Here is a 25440-nt window from a genome sequence, read left to right as displayed (position 1 = left end):
CACGGTCAGGCGCGCAGCCGCAGCCCCCTCGGCGTGGCCACGAAGCCCGCGGTCTCCAGGAGGGCGCCCAGCGGGGACGACAGCGCCGGGGAGCCGTTGACGCGCTCCACGGTCACCGTGCCGAGGGAGCCCGCGCGGGCGGCCTTCGCGAGCGCCTCGGCGGCCACCGGCAGCCTCGGGTCGTCGGCCGGGTCGGCGCCGGGGCCGGCGGGCCAGGCCAGCACGGTCTTGCCACCGCGCTCCATGTAAAGCGTCAGCTCGCCGTCCACCAGCACCACCAGGGAGCCCGCCTTGCGGCCCGGCTTGTGGCTCGCGCCCTCCGGTGACTCCGGCCAGCCCAGGGCCGCCCCGTAGGCGTTGGCCGGGTCGGCCGCGGCCAGCACGACGGCCCGGGAGCCGCGCTCCGGCCCCGTACGGCGTCCGGCGAACGGGTCGTACGAAGGCCCCCCGCCGTTCTGCCAGGGCTGCGTGCCCTGGGCGGCGAGGTCGCGCGGCGAGACGTACTCACCGGGCCGCGAGGGCAGGTACGACGCGTCGCCCGTGCCCTGCCCCAGCCCGTACGGGTCCGACTGCCCGCCGAACGGAGCGGGCGCGTCCGGGGCCGTGTGCCCCTCGCCGCGCTCCCGGGCGTTGGCCGCAGCGCGCAGGCGGTCCACGGCGCCGTCCATCGCGAACTGGGCGGCGCCGAGGCCCTCCACCACGTAGCCGCGCCGGGCCTGCCCGGTCTCCTCGAAGGCGGACAGCACCCGGTACACCGCCGAGAAGCCGCCCTCGACGCCTTCCGCCGCGACGGCGCCCCGGGTCACCACACCGTGCCGGTCCAGCAGGGTGCGGGCCAGGGCGTGGGCGCGGACCGTGGCGTCGCCCTCCCGGCCGGGCAGCAGCGACCAGCGGCCGGCCACCGTGGGCGGGCCCGTGCGGGAGGCGCTGCGGGCCGCCGCCGTGAGGGAGCCGTAGCGTCCGCGCGGCACCGCGCGCTTGGCGCGGTGAGCCGTGGACCCGGCGGTGCGGCCGGAACCGAGCAGGGCGCGCAGCGGGTTGAGCGTGTCGTTGGTGAGCCGCCCGGACCAGGCGAGGTCCCACAGGGCGTCGGCGAGCTGCACGTCGCTCGCCTCGGGGTGCGTGGTGGCGCGGACCTGGTCGGCGATCTGACGGAAGAACAGGCCGTAGCCGCCGGACAGGGCGGCCAGCACCGCCTCGTGCAGCGCGGTCGTCTCCAGCGGATGCGGGGGAGGCAGCAGCAAGGGAGCCGCGTCGGCCAGATACAGCGAGACCCAGCCGTCCTTGCCCGGCAGGGAGCCCGCACCCGCCCAGACCACCTCGCCGGACGCGGTCAGCTCGTCGAGCATGGCCGGGGCGTAGTTCGCCACCCGGGTCGGCAGGACCAGCTTCTCCAGGGCGGAGGCGGGTACGGACGCGCCCTGCAACTGCTCGACGGCCCGCAGCAGTCCGTCGACGCCGCGCAGGGAGTGGCCCTTGCCCATGTGCTGCCACTGGGGGAGGAACTGGGCCAGCGCGGCGGGCGGAACCGGCTCCAGCTCGTGCCGCAGCGCGGCCAGGGAACGGCGGCGCAGCCGGCGCAGCACCGCCGCGTCGCACCACTCCTGTCCGATCCCGGCCGGGTGGAACTCGCCCTGCACGACCCGGCCGGCCGCCGCCAGGCGCTGCAGGGCACCCTCGGTGACGGCCACGCCCAGCCCGAAGCGGGCGGCCGCCGTCGCCGACGTGAACGGGCCGTGCGTGCGCGCGTACCGCGCGAGGAGGTCGCCCAGGGGGTCCTTCACGGGTTCCGTGAACGCCTCGGGCACGCCGACCGGCAGCGCCGTGCCCAGGGCGTCCCGCAGCCGGCCCGCGTCCTCGACGGCCGCCCAGTGGTCCTCGCCCGCGACGCGCACCCGGATGGCACGCCGCGCGGAGGCCAGCTCCCGGGCCCACTGCGGCTCGGCGCCCCGCTCGGCCAGCTCCGCCTCGGTGAGCGGACCCAGCAGTCGCAGCAGGTCGGCGACGCTCTCCACGTCCTTCGCGCGCCGGTCCTCGGTGAGCCACTGCAGCTCGCGCTCCAGCTCCGTGAGCACCTCGGCGTCCAGCAGCTCGCGCAGCTCCGCCTGGCCGAGCAGCTCCGCGAGCAGCCGCGAGTCCAGCGACAAAGCGGCCGCACGGCGCTCGGCGAGCGGGGAGTCGCCCTCGTACAGGAACTGGGCGACGTACCCGAACAGCAGGGAGCGGGCGAACGGGGACGGTTCCGGCGTGGTGACCTCGACCAGCCGCACCTTCCGGGACTCCAGGTCGCCCATCAGCTCGACCAGGCCGGGGACGTCGAACACGTCCTGGAGGCACTCGCGGACCGCCTCCAGGACGATCGGGAACGACCCGAACTCGCCGGCCACCTGGAGCAGCTGGGAGGCGCGCTGACGCTGCTGCCACAGCGGCGTGCGCCGGCCGGGATTGCGGCGCGGCAGCAGCAGCGCGCGGGCGGCGCACTCACGGAACCGGGAGGCGAAGAGGGCCGAGCCGCCGACCTGGTCGGTGACGACCTGGTCGACCTCGCCCTTGTCGAAGACGACGTCGGCGGCGCCCACGGGGGCCTGGTCCGCGTCGTACTCCGCGCCGGCCTTAGCCGGCTCCTGGTCGAGCAGGTCCAGGCCCATCAGGTCGGCGTCGGGGAGGCGCAGGACGATGCCGTCGTCGGCGTGCATCACCTGGGCGTCCATGCCGTACCGCTCGGACAGGCGCGCGCCGAGCGCGAGCGCCCAGGGGGCGTGCACCTGCGCGCCGAACGGGGAGTGGACGACCACCCGCCAGTCGCCCAGCTCGTCGCGGAACCGCTCCACCACGATCGTGCGGTCGTCCGGGATGTGCCCGCAGGCCTCGCGCTGCTCCCTCAGGTACGACAGCACGTTGTCCGCGGCCCAGGCGTCCAGGCCGGCGGCCAGCAGCCGCAGCCGGGCGTCCTCGTCGGACAGCGAGCCCACCTCGCGCAGGAAGGCGCCCAGCGCGCGGCCCAGCTCCAGCGGGCGGCCCAGCTGGTCGCCCTTCCAGAACGGCAGCCGGCCCGGCACGCCCGGCGCGGGGGAGACGAGGACCCGGTCGCGCGTGATGTCCTCGATGCGCCACGAGCTGGTGCCGAGGGTGAAGACGTCGCCCACACGCGACTCGTAGACCATCTCCTCGTCCAGCTCCCCGACCCGGCCCCCGCCCTTCTTGGGGTCGGCGCCCGCCAGGAACACGCCGAACAGGCCCCGGTCCGGGATCGTGCCCCCCGAGGTGACGGCCAGGCGCTGGGCTCCCGGGCGGCCGGTGATCTCGCCCGTGACCCGGTCCCACACCACGCGCGGACGCAGCTCCGCGAAGGCGTCCGACGGATACCGCCCGGCGAGCATGTCCAGCACGGACGTGAACGCGGACTCGGGCAGCGAGGCGAAAGGGGCCGCTCGGCGCACCACCGCCAGCAGGTCGTCGAACTGCCAGGTGTCCATCGCCGTCATCGCCACGACCTGCTGCGCCAGGACGTCCAGCGGGTTCGACGGGACGCGCAGAGCCTCGATCTCGCCCGTGCGCATCCGCTCGGTCACCACGGCGGCCTGCACCAGGTCGCCCCGGTACTTCGGGAACACCACGCCCGTGGACACCGCGCCCACCTGGTGTCCCGCGCGGCCCACCCGCTGGAGGCCGGAGGCGACCGACGGCGGCGACTCGACCTGCACCACCAGGTCGACGGCGCCCATGTCGATGCCCAGCTCCAGGCTGGACGTGGCGACCACCGCGGGCAGCCGTCCCGCCTTCAGGTCCTCCTCCACCTGCGCGCGCTGCTCCTTGGACACCGAGCCGTGGTGCGCCCGCGCGATGACCGCGGGCGCGCCCTGGGCGGCCCCGGAGCCGCCCATCAGCTCGGCGGGGGAGTGATGCTCGTCGAGGGGCTCGCCGGTGGCGCGCTCGTAGGCGATCTCGTTGAGCCGGTTGCACAGCCGCTCGGCGAGGCGGCGGGAGTTGGCGAACACGATGGTCGAGCGGTGGCTCTGCACCAGATCGGCGATCCGCTCCTCGACGTGCGGCCAGATGGAGGGCTTCTCCGCGCCCTCCGCACTCTCGGAGACCGGCGAGCCGCCCAGCTCGCCGAGGTCCTCGACCGGCACCACCACGGAGAGGTCGAACTCCTTGCCCGACTCGGGCTGCACGATCTCCGTCTTGCGGCGCGGGGACAGGAAGCGGGCCACCTCGTCCACGGGACGCACCGTCGCCGAAAGGCCGATGCGGCGGGCCGGCTTCGGCAGCAGCTCGTCGAGCCGCTCCAGGGACAGGGCCAGGTGCGCGCCGCGCTTGGTGCCCGCGACCGCGTGCACCTCGTCGAGGATCACCGTCTCCACGCCCGCGAGCGCGTCGCGCGTGGCGGACGTCAGCATCAGGAACAGCGACTCGGGCGTGGTGATGAGGATGTCCGGCGGCCGCGTGGCGAGGGCGCGGCGCTCGGCGGGCGGGGTGTCGCCGGAGCGGATGCCGACCTTCACCTCGGGTTCGGGCATTCCCAGGCGCACGGCCTCCTGGCGGATGCCGGTCAGGGGGCTGCGCAGATTGCGCTCGACGTCCACGGCGAGGGCCTTCAGCGGCGAGACGTACAGCACCCGGCAGCGCTTCCTGGGGTCGGCCGGCGGGGGCGTCGAGGCCAGCTGGTCCAGGGCGGCGAGGAACGCGGCCAGCGTCTTGCCGGAACCGGTCGGCGCCACCACCAGCACGTCCGAGCCCGCCCCGATGGCCTGCCAGGCGCCGGCCTGGGCGGCCGTGGGCGCGGAGAAGGCCCCCGTGAACCAGCCACGGGTCGCGGGGGAGAAGCCGTCGAGGGCGCGGCGCGGATCGCTGACCATGCGTCCATCGTGCACCCGGCCACTGACAACCGGGCCGGTCCGGGGCGCCGGCCGGGCCGCGTGACAATGACGGTATGGCGGAAACGCGTGAGGAACGGGCGCGGCACTGGCGGTACGAGGAACTGCCCGGTGTCGACCTGCTGCGTGCCCGCTACATCCGCAAGTCGTTCGTCCGGCACACCCACGAACACTTCGTGATCGCCGCCATCGCCGACGGCGTGGAGGTCTTCCACCACGGGAGCGGCGACCAGTACGCGGGCGCGGGCGCCCTCGCCCTGGTGAACCCGGACACGCCCCACACCGGCCGGGCGGGCGTCCCGGAGGGCTGGCAGTACGGCGCCGTCTACCCGTCGCCGGACGTCGTGGCCGCGATCGCCGCCGAGACCACCACCCTGCGCGGCACCCCGGGCTTCGTCACCCCGGTCCTCGACGACCCGTACACCGTCCGGCTCGTCCACCAGGTGCTGCGGGCCACCGACGAGGGCAACGCGCTCGCCGCCGACACCCTGCTGCGGGTCGCGGTGACCCGGCTGCTGCGGCTGAACGGCGGCACGCTGCCCCGGCGCGAGGTCCGCACGGCCGGCGCCCGGACCGCGGCACGCGCGCGTGCCGTGCTCGAGGAGCGCATGGCCGCGCCGCCCACCCTGGAGCAGCTCGCCGCCGGCCTCGGCACGAGCCCGTTCGCCCTGCTGCGCGCCTTCCGCGACACCTACGGCATGCCCCCGCACACCTGGCTCACCGACGCGCGCGTACGGCGCGCCCGGCGGCTGCTGGACGCGGGGACGACACCGTCCGAGGCGGCCGCCACCGTGGGGTTCACCGACCAGCCGCACCTCAACCGGCACTTCAGCCGCATCGTCGGTGTCCCGCCGGGCGCCTACCAGCGCGAGCGCAAGAACGTACAAGACGCGCGCGGGGACCTTTCCGTAGCGTCCGGGGTGTGGCAGTGGAACGGACAGCAGAGCACGAGCACGCGGACATACCGTCCGACGGAGAACACACCCCGCCCGAGGGCGTCCGGGGCGGAGGGAAGCCGGACGGCGCCGTGGTACGGGACGCCCTCGGCGTCGGGGTCGCCGTCGGACTCTCCGGGTTCGCCTTCGGCGTGACCTCGGCGGGCAGCGGGCTCAGTCTGCTCCAGACCTGCGCGCTCAGCCTGCTGGTGTTCACCGGCGCCTCCCAGTTCGCCCTGGTGGGAGCACTCGCTGCGGGCGGCGGCGCCGTCACGGCCGCCGCGGGCGCGTTCTTCCTCGGCGTGCGCAACGCCTTCTACGGGCTGCGGCTGTCGCAGCTACTGGCGCTGCCCCGCGCGGTGCGGCCGTTCGCCGCGCAGTGGGTGATCGACGAGACCACCGCCGTCTCGCTCGCCCAGCCCACCCGCCGCGCCGCCCGCATCGGCTTCCTGGTCACCGGACTCAGCCTCTACGTCCTGTGGAACCTCACCACGCTGCTCGGCGCGCTGGGCTCGGACGCCATCGGTGACACCGAGGCGTGGGGCCTGGACGCGGCAGGTCCCGCGGTGTTCCTGGCGCTGCTAGCCCCCATGCTGCGCACCGGCACCGAGCGGGCCGTCGCCGCGCTCGCCGTACTGCTGGGGCTCGGCCTGCTGCCCGTGCTGCCCGCCGGTGTCCCGGTCCTGGTGGCCGCTCTGGCGGCACCGGTCGTCCTGTGGGCGCACGGCCGCAGGACCGCTCCGCGCGCTCACACGAAGGAGGGGGAGCGGTGAACATCTGGCTCGCGATCGGCCTGACCGTCGTCGGCTGCTACGCCGTGAAGCTCGCCGGGCTGCTGGTGCCCGCGGGCGTCCTCGAACGGCCCCTGGTCCGGCGCCTCGCCGCGCTGCTCCCCGTCGCCCTGCTCGCCGCCCTCACGGCCCAGCAGGCCTTCGCGGACGGGCGCGCCCTGGTGCTGGACGCGCGCGCGGCCGGTCTGGCGGCCGCCGCCGTGGCCCTTCTGCTGCGCGCGCCGTTCCTGCTCGTGGTGGCGGCGGCCGTGCTCGTGACGGCGGGGGTACGGGCGCTGGGCGGGTGAGGCGGGTGCCTCGCCCAGCCTCCCGCGGCCACCTCAGGCGGGGCTGTGTGCGGCCAGGTGTGCAGTGCCTCGGGCCGTCCCGGGCGGGGACGGACGCACGCAACCGAGGTGTGCGGCGCCTCGGTGGTGCGACGAGCCGGGCATCGGGCGGACGGAGGACGGGCGCCTCGTCCGGCTTCCTGGCGGTCGTCGGACGCCGCCTCAGACGAGGCGGCCGTACGCGGTCAGGGCGCGTAGCGCCTCGATCGTGTGGATGGAGCGAGTCTCCAGGAGCGCGCCCGGGGCGGGCTCCTGGGTGCCCGGCAGCCGGCGGGCGGGCCAGCCTCCGTCGTCCTGCTGCCCGGCAGCGAGGGCGTCCAGGGATCGGTCCGTCTCCGCGTCGGTGAACCACGCGCGCGCCAGTGAGTCCGGGGTCGGCGCGTAGTCGTGGGGGAAACGGCGCTCGCCGGTGGCGTGGTCCGAGCCGTCCGGGTCGAGCACTGCCAGCCCTGCCCGGCGTACCAGGCGGCCCAGCCGCTCGGCGGCGGCCTCCGCGCGGGTGCGGTCCGGGGCGTGGTCCAGGAAGAGCACCGCGGCCTTCACGTCACCGGGACGCGCCGTCCCCAGCGACTCCACGGCCTGGCGGCAGAAGTCGGTCGCGCGGAACAGCCACGGGTGCCACACCTCGTTGCGGTGCAGCAGCCCCACCACCGGGGCGGTGGCCGACAGCGACCCGGGGAGTCCTGCCGCCCCACCGTCGTTCGCGCGCCTGCCTACGGCCGGAAGCGCGCCCTCCGCCGTCGAGACGGACGTCAGATACCGGCACACGTCCTCCGCGCGGCGCGCGTCGCAGCGCCCCACGGCGTCCAGCACGTGCAGCGCGCGTGCCGTGTGCGCGGGCAGGCTGGCCGGTCCGCGCAGGGCGGGCTCCAGGGCGTGGCCGTAGCCGCCGTCGTCGTTCCGGTACGCATCGAGGGCGGTCTCCACAGGTCCCGCGGCGCCCTCGCGGAAGTGATGGGCGAACAGGCGCTGCTCCAGTACGCGCGCGGTGAGCCACACGAAGCGCTCCGCGCGCGCGAGCGTGCCGCCCGGAGGGGACGCCGGGGTGAGCGGTACGGCTGCGATGTCGGCCATGGCACCGACCGTAGGGGCACGGCGGAGCCCCCCAGGGCCCGTGGCAGGGCGTCACCCCCGCAGGCGGGATACTGGGGGCATGCGGTTGACGGTTTTCTGGGAGCGCATGACGGAGTACTTCGGCGCGGGGTACGCCGACACCTTCGCGCGCGACCATGTCATGTCCGAACTCGGCGGACGGACCGTCCACGAGGCGCTGGCGGCAGGCTGGGACGCCAAGGACGTCTGGCAGGTGGTCTGCTCCGTCATGGACGTCCCCCGGGAACTGCGCTGATCGTCACATAAGCCCCACGGGAGCGGACAGTTGTCGTGGCCGTGGGTGAGACTTGGGCCGTGGCAGCCACCGACGAAACCGGGCCCGCCGGCCAGAACACGACCGCGCCCGGCGCGCCCCCGCCCGCCGGCCCGCCGACGGACCCCGCGCCCCGGGCCCGGGCCCGGATGCCGCGATGGCTGCCGCGCGCCATGGTGCTCGCGCTTGCGCTGATCGCCGTCTTCCAGCTCGGCAGCTGGGCCTTCCACCAGCTCACCGGGTTGCTGATCAACATCCTGATCGCGTTCTTCCTGGCGCTCGCCGTGGAACCCGCGGTGAGCTGGATGGCCGCGCGCGGGGTGCGCCGGGGTTTCGGCACCTTCCTCGTCTTCGTGGGCGTCCTGGTCGTGGGCGCGGGCTTCGTCACGCTGCTCGGCTCGATGCTCGCGGAGCAGATCATCAAGATCGTCGAGGACTTCCCGCAGTACCTCGACTCGGTGATCAACTGGATCAACACCCACTTCCACACCGAACTGCGGCGCGTCGACATCCAGGAGAACCTGCTGCGGTCCGACTGGCTGCGCAACTACGTGCAGAACAGCGCCACCGGCGTCCTGGACGTGTCCGCCCAGGTGCTCGGCGGGCTCTTCCGGCTGCTCACCGTCGCCCTGTTCTCGTTCTACTTCGCCGCCGACGGGCCCCGGCTGCGCCGCGCCATCTGCTCCGTCCTGCCGCCGGCCCGGCAGACCGAGGTGCTGCGCGCCTGGGAGATCGCCGTGAACAAGACCGGCGGCTACCTCTACTCCCGCGGCCTGATGGCCCTGGTCTCCGGCCTCGCGCATTACGTCCTGCTCGAGTTCCTCGACGTGCCCTACGCCCCCGTGCTGGCCGTGTGGGTCGGTCTGGTCTCGCAGTTCATCCCCACCATCGGCACGTATCTGGCGGGCGCGCTGCCCATGCTGATCGCCTTCACGGTCGCGCCCTGGTACGCGGTGTGGGTGCTGGTGTTCGTGGTCGTCTACCAGCAGTTCGAGAACTATGTGCTGCAGCCCAAGCTGACCGCCCGGACCGTCGACATCCACCCGGCGGTCGCCTTCGGCTCGGTCGTCGCGGGCACGGCCCTGCTCGGCGCGGTCGGCGCCCTGATCGCCATTCCCGCCGTCGCCACGCTCCAGGCGTTCCTCGGCGCGTACGTGAAGCGGTACGACGTCACCGACGACCCGCGGGTGCTCGGGCATCGCGGCTCGGGCGGGACGAGTGCCTTCGGCCGGCGGGTCCGGGGGCTGTGGGCCCAGCGGCGCCCGGAGGGTGACGGTGCCGAGCGGGCGGCCGGGGCCGGGGTGGCCGGCGCGGGAACGGCCGGCTCCGGTGCGGCCGGTGCGGCCGGGCCTGGTGACGGCGGGACGGCCGGGGCGCCGTGAGGGGCCGGGGCTTGTGACGTCGCGGGGTGCGGATCCCCGGCGGTGCGGCTTGACACGAAAATCGAACATCTATTCTTATGGGGGAGCCGGTGAGGCTCAACGCCGGGCGTTCTGCCCCAGTCGGGGCGGGTATGGGCCCGGGTTATCCACAGGCCGGACGTGCGTCGGGGCGCGTTGTCAGTGGCAGGCGTTAGCGTCTTTGACGTGAAGCGATCGACTCAAGCAAACCGGGTGGAACCCATGGCAGGAACCGACCGCGAGAAGGCGCTCGACGCCGCGCTCGCACAGATTGAACGGCAATTCGGCAAGGGCGCGGTCATGCGCATGGGCGAGCGGTCGAAGGAGCCCATCGAGGTCATCCCGACCGGGTCGACCGCGCTCGACGTGGCCCTCGGCGTCGGCGGCCTGCCGCGCGGCCGTGTGGTGGAGATCTACGGACCGGAGTCCTCCGGTAAGACGACCCTGACCCTGCACGCGGTGGCGAACGCGCAGAGGGCCGGCGGCCAGGTCGCGTTCGTGGACGCGGAGCACGCCCTCGACCCCGAGTACGCGAAGAAGCTCGGCGTCGACATCGACAACCTCATCCTGTCCCAGCCGGACAACGGCGAGCAGGCCCTGGAGATCGTGGACATGCTGGTCCGCTCCGGTGCCCTCGACCTCATCGTCATCGACTCCGTCGCGGCGCTCGTGCCCCGCGCGGAGATCGAGGGCGAGATGGGCGACAGCCACGTGGGTCTGCAGGCCCGTCTGATGAGCCAGGCGCTGCGGAAGATCACCAGCGCGCTCAACCAGTCCAAGACCACCGCGATCTTCATCAACCAGCTCCGCGAGAAGATCGGCGTGATGTTCGGCTCGCCGGAGACCACGACCGGTGGCCGCGCGCTGAAGTTCTACGCCTCCGTGCGCATCGACATCCGTCGTATCGAGACCCTCAAGGACGGCACCGAGGCGGTCGGCAACCGCACCCGCTGCAAGGTCGTCAAGAACAAGGTCGCGCCGCCCTTCAAGCAGGCCGAGTTCGACATCCTCTACGGCCAGGGCATCAGCCGTGAGGGCGGTCTGATCGACATGGGCGTGGAGCACGGCTTCGTCCGCAAGGCCGGCGCCTGGTACACGTACGAGGGCGACCAGCTCGGCCAGGGCAAGGAGAACGCCCGCAACTTCCTGAAGGACAACCCCGACCTCGCCAACGAGATCGAGAAGAAGATCCTCACGAAGCTGGGCGTCGGCGTACGGCCCGAGGAGGCCGCTGCCGAGGCAGGTGCGGACGCCGCCGCTCCGGCCGAGCCCGCGGCGGTGCCGGCCCCGGCGGCCAAGGGCTCCAAGTCCAAGGCCGCGGCGGCCAAGAGCTGACCCGTGACCCGACGAACGGACTGGGCCGAGTACGAGTACGACGCTCCCGGTGTCCCACGGGGGAGGGACGCCGTGGGCGGCGACGACCCGGCCGTCGGCGGTGACACGGCGTACGACGACGCGGACCCCGGACTCCCGGAAGCGGGCGGTGGCGGACCCCGGCGACGCGGCGGTCGTACGGCACGGACGGGTGGCTCGCGTGACGGCGGGCCGCACGGTGGGCGTGGCCGCCGACGCCGCTCCTTCGGTGAGGCGGCCGCGGCGGACGGAGGCGCCTCCGACTCGGTGAGGGCAGAGCGGGAGGAACCTCCGGGGGACCCGGTGGAGCGGGCGCGGGCGATCTGCCTGCGGCTGCTCACCGGGACCCCGCGCACCCGGAAGCAGCTCGCCGACGCCCTCCGCAAGCGGGAGATCCCCGACGAGGCCGCCGAGGAGGTGCTGTCCCGGTTCGAGGAGGTCGGACTGATCAACGACAGTGCCTTCGCGGACGCCTGGGTGGAGTCCCGGCACCACGGCCGAGGGCTGGCCCGGCGCGCCCTCGCGCGGGAGCTGCGCACCAAGGGTGTCGACTCCGCCCTGATCGACGAAGCCGTCTCCCGGCTCGACTCCGAGCAGGAGGAGGAGACCGCCCGCGAACTGGTCGCCCGTAAGCTGCGCGCCACCCGCGGGCTCGACCGCGACAAGCGGATACGTCGCCTCGCCGGCATGCTCGCCCGCAAGGGCTACCCGGAGGGCCTCGCCCTGCGCGTCGTCCGTCAGGCGCTGGAGGAGGAGGGCGAGGACACCGAGTTCCTCGGTGACGAGGGGTACTGAGCGAGCGCCCGGGCGCTACCGGCTACGCGGCTGCCGTCGTCACCGGAAGCCCTGCCGCCCGCCAGGCCTGGAAGCCGCCGACCAGATCGGTGGCCCGGTGCAGCCCCAGCCGGTGGAGCGACTCCGCGGCCAGACTGGAGGCGTACCCCTCGTTGCAGATGACGACCACGCGCAGGTCGTGGTGGGTGGCCTCGGGGAGGCGGTGGCTGCCGCGTGGGTCCAGCCGCCACTCCAGTTCGTTGCGCTCGACGACCGTCGCGCCGGGGATCAGCCCGTCCCGCTCCCGCAACGCGGCGTAGCGGATGTCCACGAGCAGCGCGTCACCGGCCCGCCAGGCGTCGTACGCCTCCTGGGCCTCGACACGGGTGTATCCGGCGCGGACGCGCTGCAGCAGCTCGTCGATGCCGGGCCGGCGGCCGCCGTTCCGGGCGGCGTGCCCCTCGGTTTCCGATCCGCTCACTGCCAGTCCTCCGGGCGCTCCACCTGCTCCAGGCGCAGGGTCTGGGCGGTGCGGCTGTAGCGGCGGATGCGCGGCAGTGGCGGGTAGTAGGCGTGCACGGAGATCGCATGCCGGTCCGTCGACTCGTTCAGCACCTCGTGCACATGGTGCCGGCCGAAGGCACGGCCCTGTCCGGTCGCCAGCCGCCGCTCGCGGTCGACGCCCTCGGTGAGTTCGAGGGTCGTCCAGCCGTCGGTGGGGAGCCGCACGGCGAGCGAGTTCTCCCTCAGCTCGCCCGACGCGGTCATGAACGCGCCGACGGAGTCCGCGTGGTCGTGCCAGCCCGTGCCGGTGCCGGGCGGCCAGCCGATCAGCCAGGCCTCGCTGCCGCCCGGCCCTTCGAGCCGGACCCAGGTGCGCCCCTCGGGATCGAGGGGGAGCGAGGCGATCAGATCGGCGTCGGCGACGGCACGCCGTACGAAGTCGAGGAGTTCGGCCTGCGTCGGCGCGGACGCGGAGACGGACGCAGGGGCAGCGGAGGAGACAGACATGTGCACCGTCCTGGAGGTGAAGTCGCGGAACGCGCGCGGTGACGACGCCGTCCGGGACGGACGGTCGGGGCGCGCGGAAAGAAGGGGCAACGTCGCGAATCAACAGGACGGGCGACACACGCAGCCCGCGTAACGGACGAGGTCCATGTGGACCCTCCGCCACAGGCGCACGCGGGTGTCGGTCATGACCGGAGTACACCATGGGGCTGCGACCGGGTTCAACCGGTCGCCACGATGTGGACGCCGGCGTGGCGCGGGCGCTCCGGCGTCCGCGCCGGGGACACGGGGGACGCGCCGGGTGCGGGGCGGCGGGCGCGGGTGGTCGCACCATGGTGCGGGCCGGACGTGCGCCGGAGTGCCCGGGTGGGCCTCGCCGCCGCGGAAGAACCCGCGCTCAGCGCGTCCATCACGACCGGGGTGCTCCGCCCGTCGCGCCCTCGCGCTCAGAGCCGCGTGAAGCGGGGACCGTCCGCCGCCTCGCGCTCGGCGCACTCCGCCGTTCGGCGGAGTCGGGGGCGGGTTACGTGAGCGGACGCGGGGCTTGGGGCGCTCTGGCCCCGAGCCGGACCTCGCGCCTCACCGCGACCCCGCCCCCGCGTCCTCCCGCGCCCCCGACTCGGCATCGGCGCCGGCCTCCGACGTCGTCCCGGTCGCCGGCCCGCCCAGGGCCGTCTCCGCCGCCGCGTACATGTCCGCCGGACGGACGCCGCTCAGGGCGGTCACGAGGTGGCCGTCGGGGCGGACCAGCAGGACCGTGTGGGCCGCCGCGCCCGGATAGCTCTCGGCGACCAGCAGTTCCGCGCGGTGCGGCAGCGCGGAGACGGCGGCCGCCAGGCGCGGCATGATCCCGGCGGACACCCAGTGGCGGCGTTCCCACACCCCTGTGCCCGGTGCGATCAGCACCACCAGCAGGGCGCCTCGCCCGAGCCGGTCCCGGAGGCGGACGAAGGTGCCGTCCTCGGCGGTGACGATCACGTCCGTGACGGTCGCCCCCGGGGTCGTGGCGACCGGGGCCTCGCCCTCCAGACGGCCGGGAGCGAGGGGCGAGTCGGCGTACGTGCCGGGCGCACCCAGTGCTCCACGCCCGAGGTGACCGTCCATCAGGAGCGTGTCGAGGCTGCGCGAGGAGCCGGGGACGTAGGTGCGCAGTCCTCCGCCGCCGCGCAGCAGCGGCAGTGCCTGGTCGGCGGCGCGCAGCCGGGAGGCGACGAGGGCGCGGCGCTCGGTCTGGTAGCTGTCGAGCAGTGCCTCGTGCGGGCCGTGGTGCCAGGCGAGGGCGAGTTTCCAGGCGAGGTTGTCGGCATCGCGCAGCCCCTCGTCCAGCCCGTGCGTGCCCAGCGCGCCGAGCAGATGGGCCGCGTCCCCGGCGAGGAAGACGCGGCCGGCGCGCCAGCGCCGGGCCAGCCGGTGGTGGACGGTGTGCACACCGGTGTCGAGGAGCTCGTACGGGGGCACCGTGCCGCCGTTCCAGCCGGCCAGGGTCTCCCGGATGCGGGTGAGCAGCATCTCGGGGGTGACCAGGTCCTTGCCCGGCGGCAGCAGCCAGTCCAGCCGCCACACATCGTCCGGCAGCGGCCGGGCGGTGACCTCCCCGGCGAAGGGACCGGAGGTGCGCCACGGCGGGGAGCGGTGCAGCAACGCCTCGTCCTGCCAGGGGAGCTCGGTGCGCAGGGCGGCGACGGCGTGACGTTCCACCGCGGTGCGGCCGGGGAAGCGGATGTCCTGGAGCTTGCGCACGGTGGAGCGGGGGCCGTCGCAGCCGACCAGGTAACTGCCGCGCCACCAGGTGCCGGAGGCGCCCCGGGTGTGGGCGGTGACGCCGGACCGTTCCTGCTCCATGGTGTCCAGCCGGCTGTCCACGGCGATTCTGACGAGCCGTTCGTTCTCCAGGGCGGCGCGCAGCGCGCCGGTCAGGACGTGCTGGGCGATGTGCAGGGGAGCGGCCTCGGCGTCCTCGAAGGCGACCTCGTTCGTCACCTGCTTGCGCCGCATCGACCGCCATCCGGCCCAACGGAACCCCGCGTGGTCGAGGGACAGCCCGGTCAGCCGCTCCATCAGCGCGGCGGTGTCCTCGCGCAGCACGACGGTGCGGGCGGGACGGGGTTCGTCCTTGCCCGGCCCCTCGTCCAGGACCACGCACGGCACGTCCTGACGCGCCAGCGCCAGTGCCAGCGTGAGCCCGACGGGCCCCGCTCCGACGACGATCACCGGGTCCACGGCGCGGCGCTCCCTGCTCGGAGTGACGTCGGGGAGGACGTGGGAGAACAGGAAGATGGAGCAGGGTGCACGATCACAGAACGTATGCAACCCATTGCCGGTGCTTGCGTCAAGTGACCGAAGGGCAGTGGCGATCATGAGCCGCCGCGGGAGCGGTCCCGGCACGTGACAGTTCATCACAGGGGTCCACGGCGCATCGCCCATCCGTCACGCTGACGACGGCCGGTCACCGGCATGACTGTGGCCCGCCGTTCCCGGCGGGCCACAGTCATGTCAGGAGGAAGTCGTGCGTCAGACGCCGTCGGTCTTGTGCGGACCGCCGACCTCGGCGGCGTTGATGTCGTCGACGTCCTCCACGCCGAGCACCGCGCCCGTGCTGCGCTTGCTGCGGCGCAGGCGCGCCTCGAGCCAGCTCGCGAACGTCGTCAGGGCGAAGTTCAACGCGATGAAGATCAGCGCCACGATGGTGAAGCTGGCAATCGTGTTGGCGCCGTAGTAGGCGCTCATCGTGTTCGCGGAGGCCAGCAGTTCGCCGAAGGTGAGGACGGCGCCGCCGAGGGCGGTGTCCTTCACGATGACGACGAGCTGGCTGACGATGGCCGGGAGCATCGCGGTGACCGCCTGAGGCAGCAGCACCAGCCGCATCAGCTGGTTCTTGCGCAGGCCGATCGCCATCGCGGCCTCGGACTGGCCCTTGGGCAGCGACAGGATGCCGGCGCGCACGATCTCCGCGAGGACGGAGGCGTTGTAGAGCACCAGGCCGGTGACGACCGCGTACAGCGGCCGGTCGTCCGAGGACACGCTGGTGTACTCGGAGAACAGGGCCAGACCGAAGATCATCAGGACCAGCACGGGAATAGACCGGAAGAACTCGACCACGATCGCGGCCGGCACACGCACCCAGACGTGGTCCGACAGCCGGGCGATGCCGAGGACGGCACCGAGGGGCAGCGCGATGATCACGGCGAGGACAGCGGCCTTGAGAGTGTTCTCCAGACCGGGCCAGATGTACGTCGACCAGGCCTCGGTGCCCGTGAAGAACATCTCCCACTTGGCCCACTCGAGCTGGTCCTTCTCAACGAGCTTGCCGATCACCCACCACAGAGCCGCGGCCAGGGCGACCAGGAAGACGACCGTGAAGACAATGTTGCGCCGTTTAGCGCGAGGGCCCTGGGCGTCGTAGAGAACCGAACTCATCGCTTCACCGCCACCTTCTTGCCCACCCAGCCGAGGAAGAGCCCGGTCGGCAGGGTCAGAACCACGAACACCAGGGCGATGATCGCGGAGATCAGCAGCAGCTGCGCCTCGTTCTCGATCATCTCCTTCATCACCAGTGCCGTCTCGGCGACACCGATCGCGGCCGCCACCGTGGTGTTCTTGATGAGCGCGATCAGCACGTTCGCCAAGGGGACGACGGAGGACCGGAACGCCTGGGGCAGCACGATGTTCGCCAGCACCTGGCCGAAGCTGAGTCCGATCGCACGAGCCGCCTCAGCCTGGCCGACGGGCACCGTGTTGATACCGGATCGCAGCGCCTCGCACACGAAGGCGGAGGTGTAGAGCGTCAGGCCCAGGACCGCGAGCCGGAAGTTGATCGTCTCGAAGTCGCCGCCCCCGCCGAGTGTGATGCCCAGAGTCTGGTTCAGGCCCAGTGACGCGAACAGGATGATCACGGTCAGCGGGATGTTCCGCACGATGTTCACGTAGGCGGTTCCGAAGCCCCGCATCAAGGGAACGGGGCCGACCCGCATGGCCGCCAGTACGGTGCCCCAAATCAGGGAACCGACGGCCGAGAGCACAGCAAGCTGCACTGTCGTCCAGACGGCTCCCGCCAGGTCGTAATCCTGAAGAAAGTCGAACACGATCTCCCGCGCTTCCGCGTGTAGGGATGCCCGCCCCGGCGCGCCGCCCCTCCGCGTGGGCGGCGCGCCGGGGCGGGCCCAGCCTCAGCTCTTGATGTCGCCGATCTTCGGCGCCGGCTCGTTCTTGTAGTTGGCCGGACCGAAGTTCTCCTTGACCGCCGCGTCCCAGGCGCCGTCGGCGACCATGTCCTCGAGGGCCTTGTTGATCTTGTCCTTGAGGTCGCTGCCCTTCTTGACGCCGATGCCGTAGTTCTCGTTGGTCATCTTGAAGCCGCCCAGCTTGAACTTGCCCTTGAACTGGGACTGCGAGGCGTAGCCGGCGAGGATCGAGTCGTCTGTGGTCAGCGCGTCGATGGCACCGTTCTGGAGGCCGGTCAGGCAGGCCGAGTACGTCGGGTAGTTCTGCAGTTGTGCCTTGGGAGCCAGCTTCTCCTTGACGTTCTGGGCGGACGTCGAGCCGGTGACGGAGCAGAGCTTCGCGTTGTTCAGGTCCTCGGGAGACTTGATCTTGTCGTCGTCGGCGCGGAGCAGCACGTCCTGGTGGGCGAGCAGGTAGGGGCCGGCGAAGTCGACCTTCTCCTGACGCTCCGGGGTGATCGAGTAGGTGGCGGCGATGAAGTCGACGTCGCCGCGCTGCAGCATCGTCTCGCGGTCGGCGCTCTTCGACTCCTTCCACTCGATCTGGTTCTCCTCGTAACCGAGCTTCTTGGCGACGTAGGTGGCGACGTCCACGTCGAAGCCCGCGTAGCCCTGCGGGGTCTTCTGGCCGAGGCCCGGCTGGTCGAACTTGATGCCGATCGTGATCTTGTCCTTGCCGCCGCCCGAGGACTCGTTGTCCCCGTCGCCACCACCGCAGGCGGTGGCGGTCAGGGCGAGGGCGAAGACGGTGGCCGAGGCGGCGGTGACCTTGCGGAGCTTCATGTGCACATCCTTTGACTGGTGAAGTGATGCGGCCCGGTCAATGTCCGGTGACGCAGGTCGGCAGGGGCGCGGCGCCGCGCCTCAGTGGTGAAGGATCTTCGACAGGAAGTCCTTGGCACGGTCGCTGCGCGGGTTGCTGAAGAACTGGTCCGGCGTCGCCTGCTCGACGATGCGGCCGTCCGCCATGAACACCACGCGGTTCGCGGCCGACCGCGCGAAGCCCATCTCGTGGGTCACGACGATCATCGTCATGCCGTCACGGGCGAGCTGCTGCATGACTTCGAGAACCTCGTTGATCATCTCCGGGTCGAGAGCCGACGTCGGCTCGTCGAAGAGCATGACCTTGGGCTCCATCGCCAGGGCCCGCGCGATGGCGACGCGCTGCTGCTGACCACCGGAGAGCTGTGCGGGGTACTTCTCGGCCTGTGCGGCCACGCCGACCCGGTCGAGGAGGGCACGCGCCCGCTCCTCGGCCTCCTTCTTGTCCTTCTTGCGGACCTTGACCTGTCCGAGCGTCACGTTCTCGAGCACGGTCTTGTGCGCGAAGAGGTTGAAGGACTGGAAGACCATCCCCACGTCGGCACGGAGCTTCGCGAGCGCCTTGCCCTCGTCGGGCAGGGGCTTGCCGTCGATCGTGATCGAGCCGGAGTCGATCGTCTCCAGACGGTTGATGGTGCGGCACAGGGTGGACTTCCCGGACCCGGAGGGTCCGATGACCACGACGACTTCGCCACGGGCGATCGTCAGGTCGATGTCCTGGAGAACGTGCAACGCGCCGAAGTGCTTGTTGACGCTCTTCAGGACGACCAGATCGCCGGTCGCGGCCACATCTTCCTTGGCCACCGATACTTCGGTCATCGCTCTCAGGCTCCGTCCTCCTCGGTTTCGGAGGACAGTAGTAACCCTTCAGACCAGCGTCATTACATCTGAGGGGAATCTGAGCATCACGATCCGATAGCAATCGGACACCTGTCGTAGCACTTGTGAGCTGGAACGCGTCCGCGCGAGGCACCGGTACCGAAGCGCAACCGGAACCCTCTTGACGTGGTCGTCCCTCATCGGCGTGACTGCAAGGTGCACCTGGTGTGCCCATGATGGACACACCCGACAAACGGCCGATGAACCGAAGGGGGCCCTGGTGAGACTGCTGCTCGTCGAGGACGACAACCACGTCGCCGCGGCCCTCTCGGCCGTGCTGGCCCGGCACGGCTTCGACGTCACCCACGCGCGCAGCGGCGAGGAGGCCCTCCAGGCGCTCGTCCCGGGACGTGAAGGCTTCGGCGTCGTCCTGCTCGACCTCGGCCTGCCCGACCAGGACGGGTACGAGGTCTGCGGCAAGATACGCAAGCGCACCAGCACCCCCGTGATCATGGTGACCGCGCGCTCCGACGTACGCTCCCGCATCCACGGGCTCAACCTCGGCGCCGACGACTACGTGGTGAAGCCGTACGACACGGGGGAACTGCTCGCCCGGATCCACGCCGTCAGCCGGCGCAGCGTCCAGGAGGAGGCCACCGGCTCCACGGAGACCCAGGTGCTCCTCGGCCCGGTGCGCATCGAGCTGCCCACCCGGCAGGTCAGCGTCAACGGCACGCCCGTCCAGCTCACCCGCAAGGAGTTCGATCTGCTCGCGCTGCTGGCACAGCGGCCGGGGGTGGTCTTCCGCCGGGAGCAGATCATCAGCGAGGTGTGGCGCACCAGCTGGGAGGGGACCGGCCGCACCCTGGAGGTGCACGTGGCCTCCCTGCGCTCCAAGCTGCGCATGCCCGCCCTGATCGAGACCGTGCGCGGCGTCGGCTACCGCCTCGTCGCGCCCGCTGCGTAGCGGGGCCGGGTGCACACACGTCTGCTGCCGCTGCTCATCGTCCTGATGGCGGCCGTCCTGCTCGCCCTCGGCGTGCCGCTCGCGGTGAGCCTCGCCGGCGCCCAGCAGCAGAAGGTCGTGGTCGACCGGATCGACGACACCGCACGCTTCGCCGCCCTCGCCCAGTTCGTCACCGAGCCCGCCGACACCTCCGGCGGCGACATCAACGAGCGCCGCGAGACCCTCAGCGCCGAGCTGCGCAGCTACTACGAGGTGTACGGCATCCGCGCCGGCGTCTTCTACCGCAACGACGCCCCCATGGCGCACGCCCCCGACGACTTCTTCCTGCCCCGCGCCGGCGAGGTCCGGGACGCCTTCGAGGAGGCGCTGCTCAGCCGCCGCAGCCACGACCCCGAGCAGGTGTGGCCCTGGCAGCGGAGCCCCCTGGTGGTCGCCTCACCGGTGATCCGGGACGGCGACGTCGTCGCGGTCGTGGTCACCGAATCGCCCACCGGGCAGATGCGGTCCCGCATCCTCCAGGGCTGGCTGGTCATCGCCGCGGGGGAGGCGGCCGCGATGCTGCTGGCCGTCGGCGCGGCCCTCCGGCTCACCGGCTGGGTGCTGCGCCCGGTGCGCGTCCTCGACGCCACCACCCACGACATCGCCACCGGCCGGCTGAAGTCCCGCGTCGCGGTGGCCGGCGGCCCGCCCGAGCTGCGCCGCCTCGCACGTTCCTTCAACGAGATGGCGGACAACGTCGAGAACGTGCTGGAGCAGCAGCGCGCCTTCGTCGCCGACGCCTCCCATCAACTGCGCAACCCGCTGTCCGCGCTGCTGCTGCGCATCGAGCTGCTCGCCCTGGAGCTGCCCGAGGACAACGAGGAGATCGCCTCCGTGCGCGCGGAGGGAAAACGGCTGGCGCAGGTCCTCGACGACCTGCTCGACCTGGCCCTCGCCGAGCACAGCGCACCCGACCTGCGGATCGTCGACATCGGCGCGGTGGCCGCCGAACGGGTTGCCGCCTGGTCGCCGTCCGCCGACGCCAAGGACGTCACGCTGACCGGCGTCTGCCCGCCGACCACCGCCTGGGCGGACCCGGTGGCGCTGTCCAGCGCGCTGGACGCGGTCATCGACAACGCGGTGAAGTTCACGCCCTCCGGAGAGACGGTCGAGGTGACCGTCGCCTCCAACGGCGACACGGCGACCGTCGTCGTCACCGACAACGGCCCCGGACTGACCGACGAGGAGCTGACCCGCGTCGGCGACCGCTTCTGGCGCAGCGGACGGCACCAGAACATCAAGGGCTCGGGACTCGGCCTGTCCATCTCCCGGGCGCTGCTCGCCGCGGGCGGCGGCTCCCTCTCCTACGAACGGCACGAGCCGCACGGGCTGCGGGTGACCGTGTCCGTGCCGCGCAACGCCCCCGCGGGCGAGGCGGACGGTCAGGGCTTGACGGACCGGTAGTACCGGCGGGCGCCCTCGTGCAGCCGCAGCGGATCGGTGTAGATGGCGGTGCGCACGTCGACGAGCTGCGCGGAGTGCACATGGGCGCCGATGCCGTCACGGCTCTTCAGCACGATCCGGGTGAGCCACTCGGTGAGCCGTGGGTCCGCGTCCGCGCGCGTGATCAGCAGGTTGGACACCGCCATGGTCGGCACGGCCGAGCCGAGCTGACTGCCCGGGTAGGCCGACTCCGGGATGCTGGTCGCGCGATAGTAACGGGTGGCCTTGCCCTGCTCGTGCACCTTCGCGATCAGGGAGGCGTCGATCGGCACGAACCGCAGCGCGGAGTCCTCCGTGTACTTCTTCAGGCCGTCCGTGGGCAGCCCGCCCGACCAGAAGAAGGCGTCCAGCCCGTGCCCCAGACGCCCGGGCCCGGTGTCGATGCCGTCCGCGGACGGCACGATGTCCCGCTCCGGGTCGATCCCGGCCGCCCGCAGCAGCCGGTTCGCTATGAGCCGCACCCCGGACTTCGGCGGCCCTATGGCGACCCGCTTGCCCCTCAGGTCGGCGACGGTACGGATGCCCGAGCCGGGTGCCACGGCGAGCTGTACGTAGTCGTCGTACAGGCGCGCCACCCCGCGCAGCCCCTGGGCGCCGGTGCGGCCCTCCTGCCGGTACGTCTCCACGGCGTCGGCCGCCGCGAAAGCGAAGTCGGCCTGCCCGGTGGCGACCCGGCGGACGTTCTCCCAGGAGCCGTCGCTGGTCTCCAGCCGCACCTCAAGACCGGGCATGTCCTTGCCGAGCGCCGTCCGCAGCAGCTCGCCGTACTTCTGGTAGACCCCGGCGCGGGTGCCGGTGCTCATCGTGATCGTCCCGCCGGGCGGTTCCTCGCGCCACGGCGCCACCCACCACAGAAGCAGCCCGAGCACCACGAGACCGGCGGCCGCGCCCCTCAGGGCCCGCCGCCTGCCGATGCGGGACAGCACGTGGGACATGGCCGCGATCCTGCCAGCCCGGTGCCCCGCTGACCAGGGCGGAACTCACAGGGAGGACCGGCCGTGGGACACGCGGACCGTGAAGTGGGTAAACCCGGAACCGAGTTGACGCGTCGCGCCAGCCTCCACCGATGACGCCCTCCACCGAGTCCGCGCTGACGCCGTCCGCCTCCGACGCCGAGTGCCTCGCGCTCACCCGGCAGCTGCGGCGCCGGGGCACCGTCGTGCTGTCCTTGTTCGCGCTGGCCCTGGCTTTCGCGGGCGCCTCCGGCACCGGCCCGGCGACGGACATGGTGCCGGTGGCCGTCGAGGCGGCGGCGCGAACTGGGCCCGCGGGGTGGGCATCGTCAACGGCGTCGAGCTGCTGGCCGTCGTCGCCGTGATCGCCGCGGCCAACTCCTCCGGACGCCCGGCGTACATCCCGGCCGGCATCGCGCTCGTCGTGGGCCTGCACTTCTTCCCGCTCGCCCGGCTGTACGACCAGTGGCAGTACCGGTGGACGGGCGTGCTGATGACCGTGGTGGCGGTCGTCGGCGCCGTGCTGGTCCTGGCCGGTGCGTCGGCCGGGACCGTGCGGGTCGTGGTGGGTCTGGCCTGCGCGGCGGTCCTCTGGGTCTCCGCCTGCCACCTGGCCGTACGCGGCTGAGCCACCTGGCCGGACGGAGCCGTAGGGGAACACCGGGCGGAGCCGCTCCGGGAAACGCCTACCCTTGTTGCCATGACCAGCAGCAGTGACCGGAGCCCCGCCGTGGACGTTCTCTCGACCAGGACCTACGAGATTCGCACCTACGGGTGCCAGATGAACGTCCACGACTCCGAGCGCCTCGCCGGGCTGCTGGAGGACGCCGGGTACGTCCGCGCCCCCGAGGGCTCCGACGGCGACGCCGACGTCGTCGTGTTCAACACGTGCGCCGTGCGCGAGAACGCCGACAACAAGCTGTACGGCAACCTGGGCCACCTCGCCCCGAGGAAGGCGAGCCGCCCCGGCATGCAGATCGCGGTCGGCGGCTGCCTCGCGCAGAAGGACCGGGACACCATCGTCAAGCGCGCCCCCTGGGTGGACGTCGTCTTCGGCACGCACAACATCGGCAAGCTGCCGGTGCTGCTGGAGCGCGCCCGCGTCCAGGAGGAGGCGCAGGTCGAGATCGCCGAGTCGCTGGAGGCGTTCCCCTCCACGCTGCCCACACGCCGCGAGAGCGCCTACGCGGCCTGGGTGTCGATCTCCGTCGGCTGCAACAACACCTGCACCTTCTGCATCGTCCCCGCCCTGCGCGGCAAGGAGAAGGACCGCCGCCCCGGCGACATCCTCGCCGAGATCGAGGCCCTGGTCGCCGAGGGCGTCTCCGAGGTCACCCTGCTCGGCCAGAACGTCAACGCCTACGGCTCCGACATCGGCGACCGCGAGGCCTTCAGCAAGCTGCTGCGCGCCTGCGGGAAGATCGACGGCCTGGAGCGGGTCCGCTTCACCTCCCCGCACCCCCGCGACTTCACCGACGACGTCATCGCCGCCATGGCCGAGACGCCCAACGTGATGCCGCAGCTCCACATGCCGCTCCAGTCCGGCTCCGACCCGGTCCTCAAGGCCATGCGCCGCTCCTACCGCCAGGAGCGCTTCCTCGGGATCATCGAGAAGGTCCGCGCCGCCATCCCCCACGCGGCGATCAGCACCGACATCATCGTGGGCTTCCCCGGCGAGACCGAGGAGGACTTCCAGCAGACCCTGCACGTCGTCCGCGAGGCCCGCTTCGCGCAGGCCTTCACCTTCCAGTACTCCAAGCGGCCCGGCACCCCGGCCGCCGAGATGGACGGGCAGATCCCCAAGAAGGTCGTCCAGGAGCGCTACGAGCGTCTCGTCGCCCTCCAGGAGGAGATCTCCTGGGAGGAGAACAAGAAGCAGGTCGGCCGCACCCTGGAGCTGATGGTCGCCGAGGGCGAGGGCCGCAAGGACGACACCACCCACCGTCTCTCCGGCCGCGCCCCCGACAACCGCCTGGTGCACTTCACCAAGCCCGACCAGGAGGTCCGCCCCGGTGACGTCGTCACCGTCGAGGTGACCTACGCGGCCCCGCACCACCTCCTCGCCGAGGGCCCCGTCCTCGGCGTGCGCCGCACCCGCGCGGGCGACGCCTGGGAGAAGCGCACCGCGGAGAAGGCCTCCAAGCCCGCGGGCGTGCTGCTCGGCCTGCCCAAGGTGGGCGTGCCCGAGCCGCTCCCGGCGGTCACCGGCGGCTGCGCCGTCGACTGACCCCACTGCCCGGACCCGCCCCGACGGACGGGCCCGTACGGCCGCAGTAGGCTGCTGATCATGCTTGTCGCCGCCGCAGCCTGCCCCTGCCCGCCGCTGCTCGTGCCCGAGGTCGCCGCCGGCGCCGCCCCGGAGCTCGACGCCGCGCGCGCCGCCTGCACGGACGCGCTCGGCGTGCTCGCCGCCGCCCGCCCCGACCTGCTGGTCGTCGTGGGCCCGGACGACGGCTCCGGGACGCACGACTACCCCGCCGGAACCCCGGGTTCCTTCCGCGGCTTCGGCGTCGACCTGGACGTGCGGCTGGGGGACGGCGACGGCGCGGCCGGCCGGGAGCTGCCGTACGGACTCGCCGTGGGCGCCTGGCTGCTGGGGCGGACCGGGTGGGCCGGCGCCCCCGTCGAAGGGCGGGGCGTGGGAGAGTCCCTCGCGCCCGACGCGTGCCGCGCGGAGGGGCGCCGGCTGGCCGGCCGGGCCGGCCGGGTGGCGCTGCTGGTGATGGGCGACGCCAGCGCCTGCCGCACCCCGAAGGCGCCCGGCTACCTCGACGAACGCGCGGTGCCCTACGACGCGGAGATCGCCCGCGCGCTCTGCTCGGCCGACACGGCCGCGCTGCGCGCGCTGGACCCTCGAGCGGCGCGCGAGCTGAAGGTGTCAGGCCGCGCGCCCTGGCAGGTGCTCGCCGGCGCGGCCGAGGGCGGCGCCGGCCTGGCCGGCGCGCTGCTCCACGAGGGCGCCCCGTACGGCGTGGGGTACGTCGTCGCCACCTGGTCGTAGGCGCGCGGACGCGAACGAACGGCGGACGGCCGGGGCGAGATGCCCCGGCCGTCCGCCGTTCGTGCCGCTCAGGAGGCGGGCGGCGGCCCGGCCGGCGGTGTGGCGCCGCCCGCGTCCGGACCTGGATCGTTCTTGTGCGCGAAGCGGTCCACGGCCTCCTTGGCCTTTCCCGTACCCGACTGGATCCTGTCGCTGTACTTGCCCTTGGTTCCCCGGTCGACGGTGTGCGCCGCCTTCTCCAGGCCGTGCTGGATCTTGTCCTCGTGCTGCTGCGCGAGGCCGGAGACCTTGTCCTTGGCAGGGCCGAGCTTGGCCTTCAGATTGTCCAGGAGACCCATGATGTACC

Annotated in this window: 25 protein-coding genes; 13 read left to right on the top strand and 12 right to left on the bottom strand. The window is 72.8% G+C overall.

The genetic code is table 11. The features are described 5' to 3' along the window. Positions 1 to 5: 5 nt before the first annotated feature. Positions 6 to 4859 carry an ATP-dependent helicase gene (locus tag ELQ39_RS07750; RefSeq protein WP_242591479.1) on the bottom strand — a complete coding sequence of 1618 codons (4854 nt, stop codon included), beginning with the start codon at positions 4857 to 4859 and terminating at the stop codon, positions 6 to 8. A 74-nt stretch (positions 4860 to 4933) separates the two neighbouring features. On the opposite strand from ELQ39_RS07750, the gene ELQ39_RS07745 reads away from it, so the two are divergent. From ELQ39_RS07745 to ELQ39_RS07735, 3 genes are read left to right on the top strand one after another with little or no spacing between them, the layout of a single operon-like run. Next, positions 4934 to 5968: an AraC family transcriptional regulator gene (locus ELQ39_RS07745; RefSeq protein WP_242591478.1), complete on the top strand. Its 1035-nt coding sequence runs from the start codon at positions 4934 to 4936 to the stop codon at positions 5966 to 5968. After that, the gene (locus tag ELQ39_RS07740) at positions 5905 to 6585 is read left to right on the top strand and encodes an AzlC family ABC transporter permease (protein WP_242591477.1); all 681 of its coding nucleotides are present in this window, start codon (positions 5905 to 5907) and stop codon (positions 6583 to 6585) included. The genes ELQ39_RS07745 and ELQ39_RS07740 overlap by 64 nt, the downstream gene beginning before the upstream one ends. Further along, positions 6582 to 6890 (top strand): AzlD domain-containing protein, encoded by a 309-nt coding sequence (locus ELQ39_RS07735; RefSeq protein ID WP_006130040.1) that lies wholly within the window; start codon positions 6582 to 6584, stop codon positions 6888 to 6890. Before ELQ39_RS07740 ends, ELQ39_RS07735 begins: the two co-directional genes overlap by 4 nt. 201 nt (positions 6891 to 7091) lie before the next feature. Here ELQ39_RS07735 and ELQ39_RS07730 read toward each other — a convergent pair whose 3' ends face one another. After that, a complete protein-coding gene (locus tag ELQ39_RS07730) occupies positions 7092 to 8003 on the bottom strand; it encodes a hypothetical protein (protein WP_242591476.1) in 912 nt (303 codons plus the stop codon). Positions 8004 to 8082: 79 nt separating this feature from the next. Here ELQ39_RS07730 and ELQ39_RS07725 point away from each other — a divergent pair, with 79 nt between their 5' ends. From ELQ39_RS07725 to recX, 4 genes are all read left to right on the top strand, one after another. After that, positions 8083 to 8277 (top strand): DUF3046 domain-containing protein, encoded by a 195-nt coding sequence (locus ELQ39_RS07725; protein ID WP_006130038.1) that lies wholly within the window; start codon positions 8083 to 8085, stop codon positions 8275 to 8277. Between the two features lie 59 nt (positions 8278 to 8336). After that, the gene (locus tag ELQ39_RS07720; RefSeq protein WP_242591475.1) at positions 8337 to 9677 is read left to right on the top strand and encodes an AI-2E family transporter; all 1341 of its coding nucleotides are present in this window, start codon (positions 8337 to 8339) and stop codon (positions 9675 to 9677) included. Positions 9678 to 9917: 240 nt separating this feature from the next. Further along, positions 9918 to 11030, top strand: a complete 1113-nt coding sequence (gene recA / locus ELQ39_RS07715; RefSeq protein ID WP_190000985.1) for a recombinase RecA — start codon at positions 9918 to 9920, stop codon at positions 11028 to 11030. 3 nt (positions 11031 to 11033) lie between these two features. After that, entirely contained in the window at positions 11034 to 11843 is an 810-nt protein-coding gene (gene recX, locus ELQ39_RS07710) for a recombination regulator RecX (RefSeq protein ID WP_242591474.1), read from the top strand. 22 nt (positions 11844 to 11865) lie between these two features. Here the strand turns inward: recX and ELQ39_RS07705 are convergent, their stop codons facing one another. From ELQ39_RS07705 to ELQ39_RS07675, 8 genes are all read right to left on the bottom strand, one after another. Next, positions 11866 to 12303: a rhodanese-like domain-containing protein gene (locus ELQ39_RS07705; protein WP_242591473.1), complete on the bottom strand. Its 438-nt coding sequence runs from the start codon at positions 12301 to 12303 to the stop codon at positions 11866 to 11868. Beyond that, positions 12300 to 12833 (bottom strand): cysteine dioxygenase, encoded by a 534-nt coding sequence (locus ELQ39_RS07700; protein WP_190000988.1) that lies wholly within the window; start codon positions 12831 to 12833, stop codon positions 12300 to 12302. Before ELQ39_RS07700 ends, ELQ39_RS07705 begins: the two co-directional genes overlap by 4 nt. Before the next feature lie 99 nt (positions 12834 to 12932). Continuing rightward, positions 12933 to 13019: a putative leader peptide gene (locus ELQ39_RS32675; RefSeq protein ID WP_324608114.1), complete on the bottom strand. Its 87-nt coding sequence runs from the start codon at positions 13017 to 13019 to the stop codon at positions 12933 to 12935. 390 nt (positions 13020 to 13409) lie between these two features. Next, entirely contained in the window at positions 13410 to 15050 is a 1641-nt protein-coding gene (locus tag ELQ39_RS07695; protein WP_242591472.1) for an FAD-dependent monooxygenase, read from the bottom strand. Between the two features lie 291 nt (positions 15051 to 15341). Further along, a complete protein-coding gene (locus ELQ39_RS07690) occupies positions 15342 to 16247 on the bottom strand; it encodes an amino acid ABC transporter permease (protein ID WP_242591471.1) in 906 nt (301 codons plus the stop codon). Continuing rightward, complete coding sequence (locus ELQ39_RS07685; protein ID WP_190000991.1) at positions 16244 to 16912, bottom strand: amino acid ABC transporter permease; 669 nt, start codon at positions 16910 to 16912, stop codon at positions 16244 to 16246. The genes ELQ39_RS07690 and ELQ39_RS07685 overlap by 4 nt, the downstream gene beginning before the upstream one ends. Before the next feature lie 84 nt (positions 16913 to 16996). Next, entirely contained in the window at positions 16997 to 17833 is an 837-nt protein-coding gene (locus ELQ39_RS07680) for a glutamate ABC transporter substrate-binding protein (RefSeq protein WP_190000992.1), read from the bottom strand. An 81-nt stretch (positions 17834 to 17914) separates the two neighbouring features. Next, entirely contained in the window at positions 17915 to 18691 is a 777-nt protein-coding gene (locus tag ELQ39_RS07675) for an amino acid ABC transporter ATP-binding protein (protein WP_048456267.1), read from the bottom strand. A gap of 280 nt (positions 18692 to 18971) precedes the next feature. On the opposite strand from ELQ39_RS07675, the gene ELQ39_RS07670 reads away from it, so the two are divergent. After that, entirely contained in the window at positions 18972 to 19658 is a 687-nt protein-coding gene (locus tag ELQ39_RS07670; protein WP_225624962.1) for a response regulator transcription factor, read from the top strand. A 9-nt stretch (positions 19659 to 19667) separates the two neighbouring features. Beyond that, positions 19668 to 21101, top strand: coding sequence for a sensor histidine kinase (locus tag ELQ39_RS07665; RefSeq protein ID WP_225624963.1), 1434 nt, complete (start codon positions 19668 to 19670; stop codon positions 21099 to 21101). Here ELQ39_RS07665 and ELQ39_RS07660 read toward each other — a convergent pair. Then, positions 21080 to 22075: a TAXI family TRAP transporter solute-binding subunit gene (locus ELQ39_RS07660; RefSeq protein ID WP_242591470.1), complete on the bottom strand. Its 996-nt coding sequence runs from the start codon at positions 22073 to 22075 to the stop codon at positions 21080 to 21082. The genes ELQ39_RS07665 and ELQ39_RS07660 overlap by 22 nt on opposite strands. Positions 22076 to 22206: 131 nt before the next feature. On the opposite strand from ELQ39_RS07660, the gene ELQ39_RS07655 reads away from it, so the two are divergent. The 4 genes from ELQ39_RS07655 to ELQ39_RS07640 all read left to right on the top strand — a co-directional run bounded on the left by ELQ39_RS07655 (position 22207) and on the right by ELQ39_RS07640 (position 25094). Further along, positions 22207 to 22458: a hypothetical protein gene (locus tag ELQ39_RS07655; RefSeq protein ID WP_242591469.1), complete on the top strand. Its 252-nt coding sequence runs from the start codon at positions 22207 to 22209 to the stop codon at positions 22456 to 22458. Next, a complete protein-coding gene (locus tag ELQ39_RS07650) occupies positions 22413 to 22721 on the top strand; it encodes a DUF7010 family protein (protein WP_242591468.1) in 309 nt (102 codons plus the stop codon). The genes ELQ39_RS07655 and ELQ39_RS07650 overlap by 46 nt, the downstream gene beginning before the upstream one ends. A gap of 72 nt (positions 22722 to 22793) precedes the next feature. Beyond that, entirely contained in the window at positions 22794 to 24320 is a 1527-nt protein-coding gene (gene miaB, locus ELQ39_RS07645; RefSeq protein ID WP_190000997.1) for a tRNA (N6-isopentenyl adenosine(37)-C2)-methylthiotransferase MiaB, read from the top strand. Between the two features lie 60 nt (positions 24321 to 24380). After that, positions 24381 to 25094, top strand: a complete 714-nt coding sequence (locus tag ELQ39_RS07640) for a class III extradiol dioxygenase subunit B-like domain-containing protein (protein WP_242591467.1) — start codon at positions 24381 to 24383, stop codon at positions 25092 to 25094. A 68-nt stretch (positions 25095 to 25162) separates the two neighbouring features. On the opposite strand, the gene ELQ39_RS07635 is transcribed toward ELQ39_RS07640, so the two are convergent. Then, positions 25163 to 25432, bottom strand: coding sequence for an antitoxin (locus tag ELQ39_RS07635; RefSeq protein WP_190000999.1), 270 nt, complete (start codon positions 25430 to 25432; stop codon positions 25163 to 25165). Positions 25433 to 25440: the final 8 nt, after the last annotated feature.

The sequence above is a fragment of the Streptomyces sp. GB4-14 genome (assembly GCF_022696125.1).
Lineage (GTDB): Bacteria > Actinomycetota > Actinomycetes > Streptomycetales > Streptomycetaceae > Streptomyces > Streptomyces werraensis.
Note: the sequence above shows the minus strand (reverse complement) of the source record. Positions and strands in the feature narration are given on the sequence as shown.

What these genes read in the sequence shown, in the direction of transcription:
- ELQ39_RS07750 (WP_242591479.1), bottom strand. Translation starts at nt 4,859, where the DNA reads ATGGTCAGCGATCCGCGCCGCGCCCTCGACGGCTTCTCCCCCGCGACC.
- ELQ39_RS07745 (WP_242591478.1), top strand. Translation starts at nt 4,934, where the DNA reads ATGGCGGAAACGCGTGAGGAACGGGCGCGGCACTGGCGGTACGAGGAA.
- ELQ39_RS07730 (WP_242591476.1), bottom strand. Translation starts at nt 8,003, where the DNA reads ATGGCCGACATCGCAGCCGTACCGCTCACCCCGGCGTCCCCTCCGGGC.
- ELQ39_RS07725 (WP_006130038.1), top strand. Translation starts at nt 8,083, where the DNA reads ATGCGGTTGACGGTTTTCTGGGAGCGCATGACGGAGTACTTCGGCGCG.
- recA (WP_190000985.1), top strand. Translation starts at nt 9,918, where the DNA reads ATGGCAGGAACCGACCGCGAGAAGGCGCTCGACGCCGCGCTCGCACAG.
- ELQ39_RS07700 (WP_190000988.1), bottom strand. Translation starts at nt 12,833, where the DNA reads ATGTCTGTCTCCTCCGCTGCCCCTGCGTCCGTCTCCGCGTCCGCGCCG.
- ELQ39_RS32675 (WP_324608114.1), bottom strand. Translation starts at nt 13,019, where the DNA reads ATGACCGACACCCGCGTGCGCCTGTGGCGGAGGGTCCACATGGACCTC.
- ELQ39_RS07690 (WP_242591471.1), bottom strand. Translation starts at nt 16,247, where the DNA reads ATGAGTTCGGTTCTCTACGACGCCCAGGGCCCTCGCGCTAAACGGCGC.
- ELQ39_RS07680 (WP_190000992.1), bottom strand. Translation starts at nt 17,833, where the DNA reads ATGAAGCTCCGCAAGGTCACCGCCGCCTCGGCCACCGTCTTCGCCCTC.
- ELQ39_RS07675 (WP_048456267.1), bottom strand. Translation starts at nt 18,691, where the DNA reads ATGACCGAAGTATCGGTGGCCAAGGAAGATGTGGCCGCGACCGGCGAT.
- ELQ39_RS07660 (WP_242591470.1), bottom strand. Translation starts at nt 22,075, where the DNA reads ATGTCCCACGTGCTGTCCCGCATCGGCAGGCGGCGGGCCCTGAGGGGC.
- ELQ39_RS07655 (WP_242591469.1), top strand. Translation starts at nt 22,207, where the DNA reads ATGACGCCCTCCACCGAGTCCGCGCTGACGCCGTCCGCCTCCGACGCC.
- miaB (WP_190000997.1), top strand. Translation starts at nt 22,794, where the DNA reads ATGACCAGCAGCAGTGACCGGAGCCCCGCCGTGGACGTTCTCTCGACC.
- ELQ39_RS07640 (WP_242591467.1), top strand. Translation starts at nt 24,381, where the DNA reads ATGCTTGTCGCCGCCGCAGCCTGCCCCTGCCCGCCGCTGCTCGTGCCC.
- ELQ39_RS07635 (WP_190000999.1), bottom strand. Translation starts at nt 25,432, where the DNA reads ATGGGTCTCCTGGACAATCTGAAGGCCAAGCTCGGCCCTGCCAAGGAC.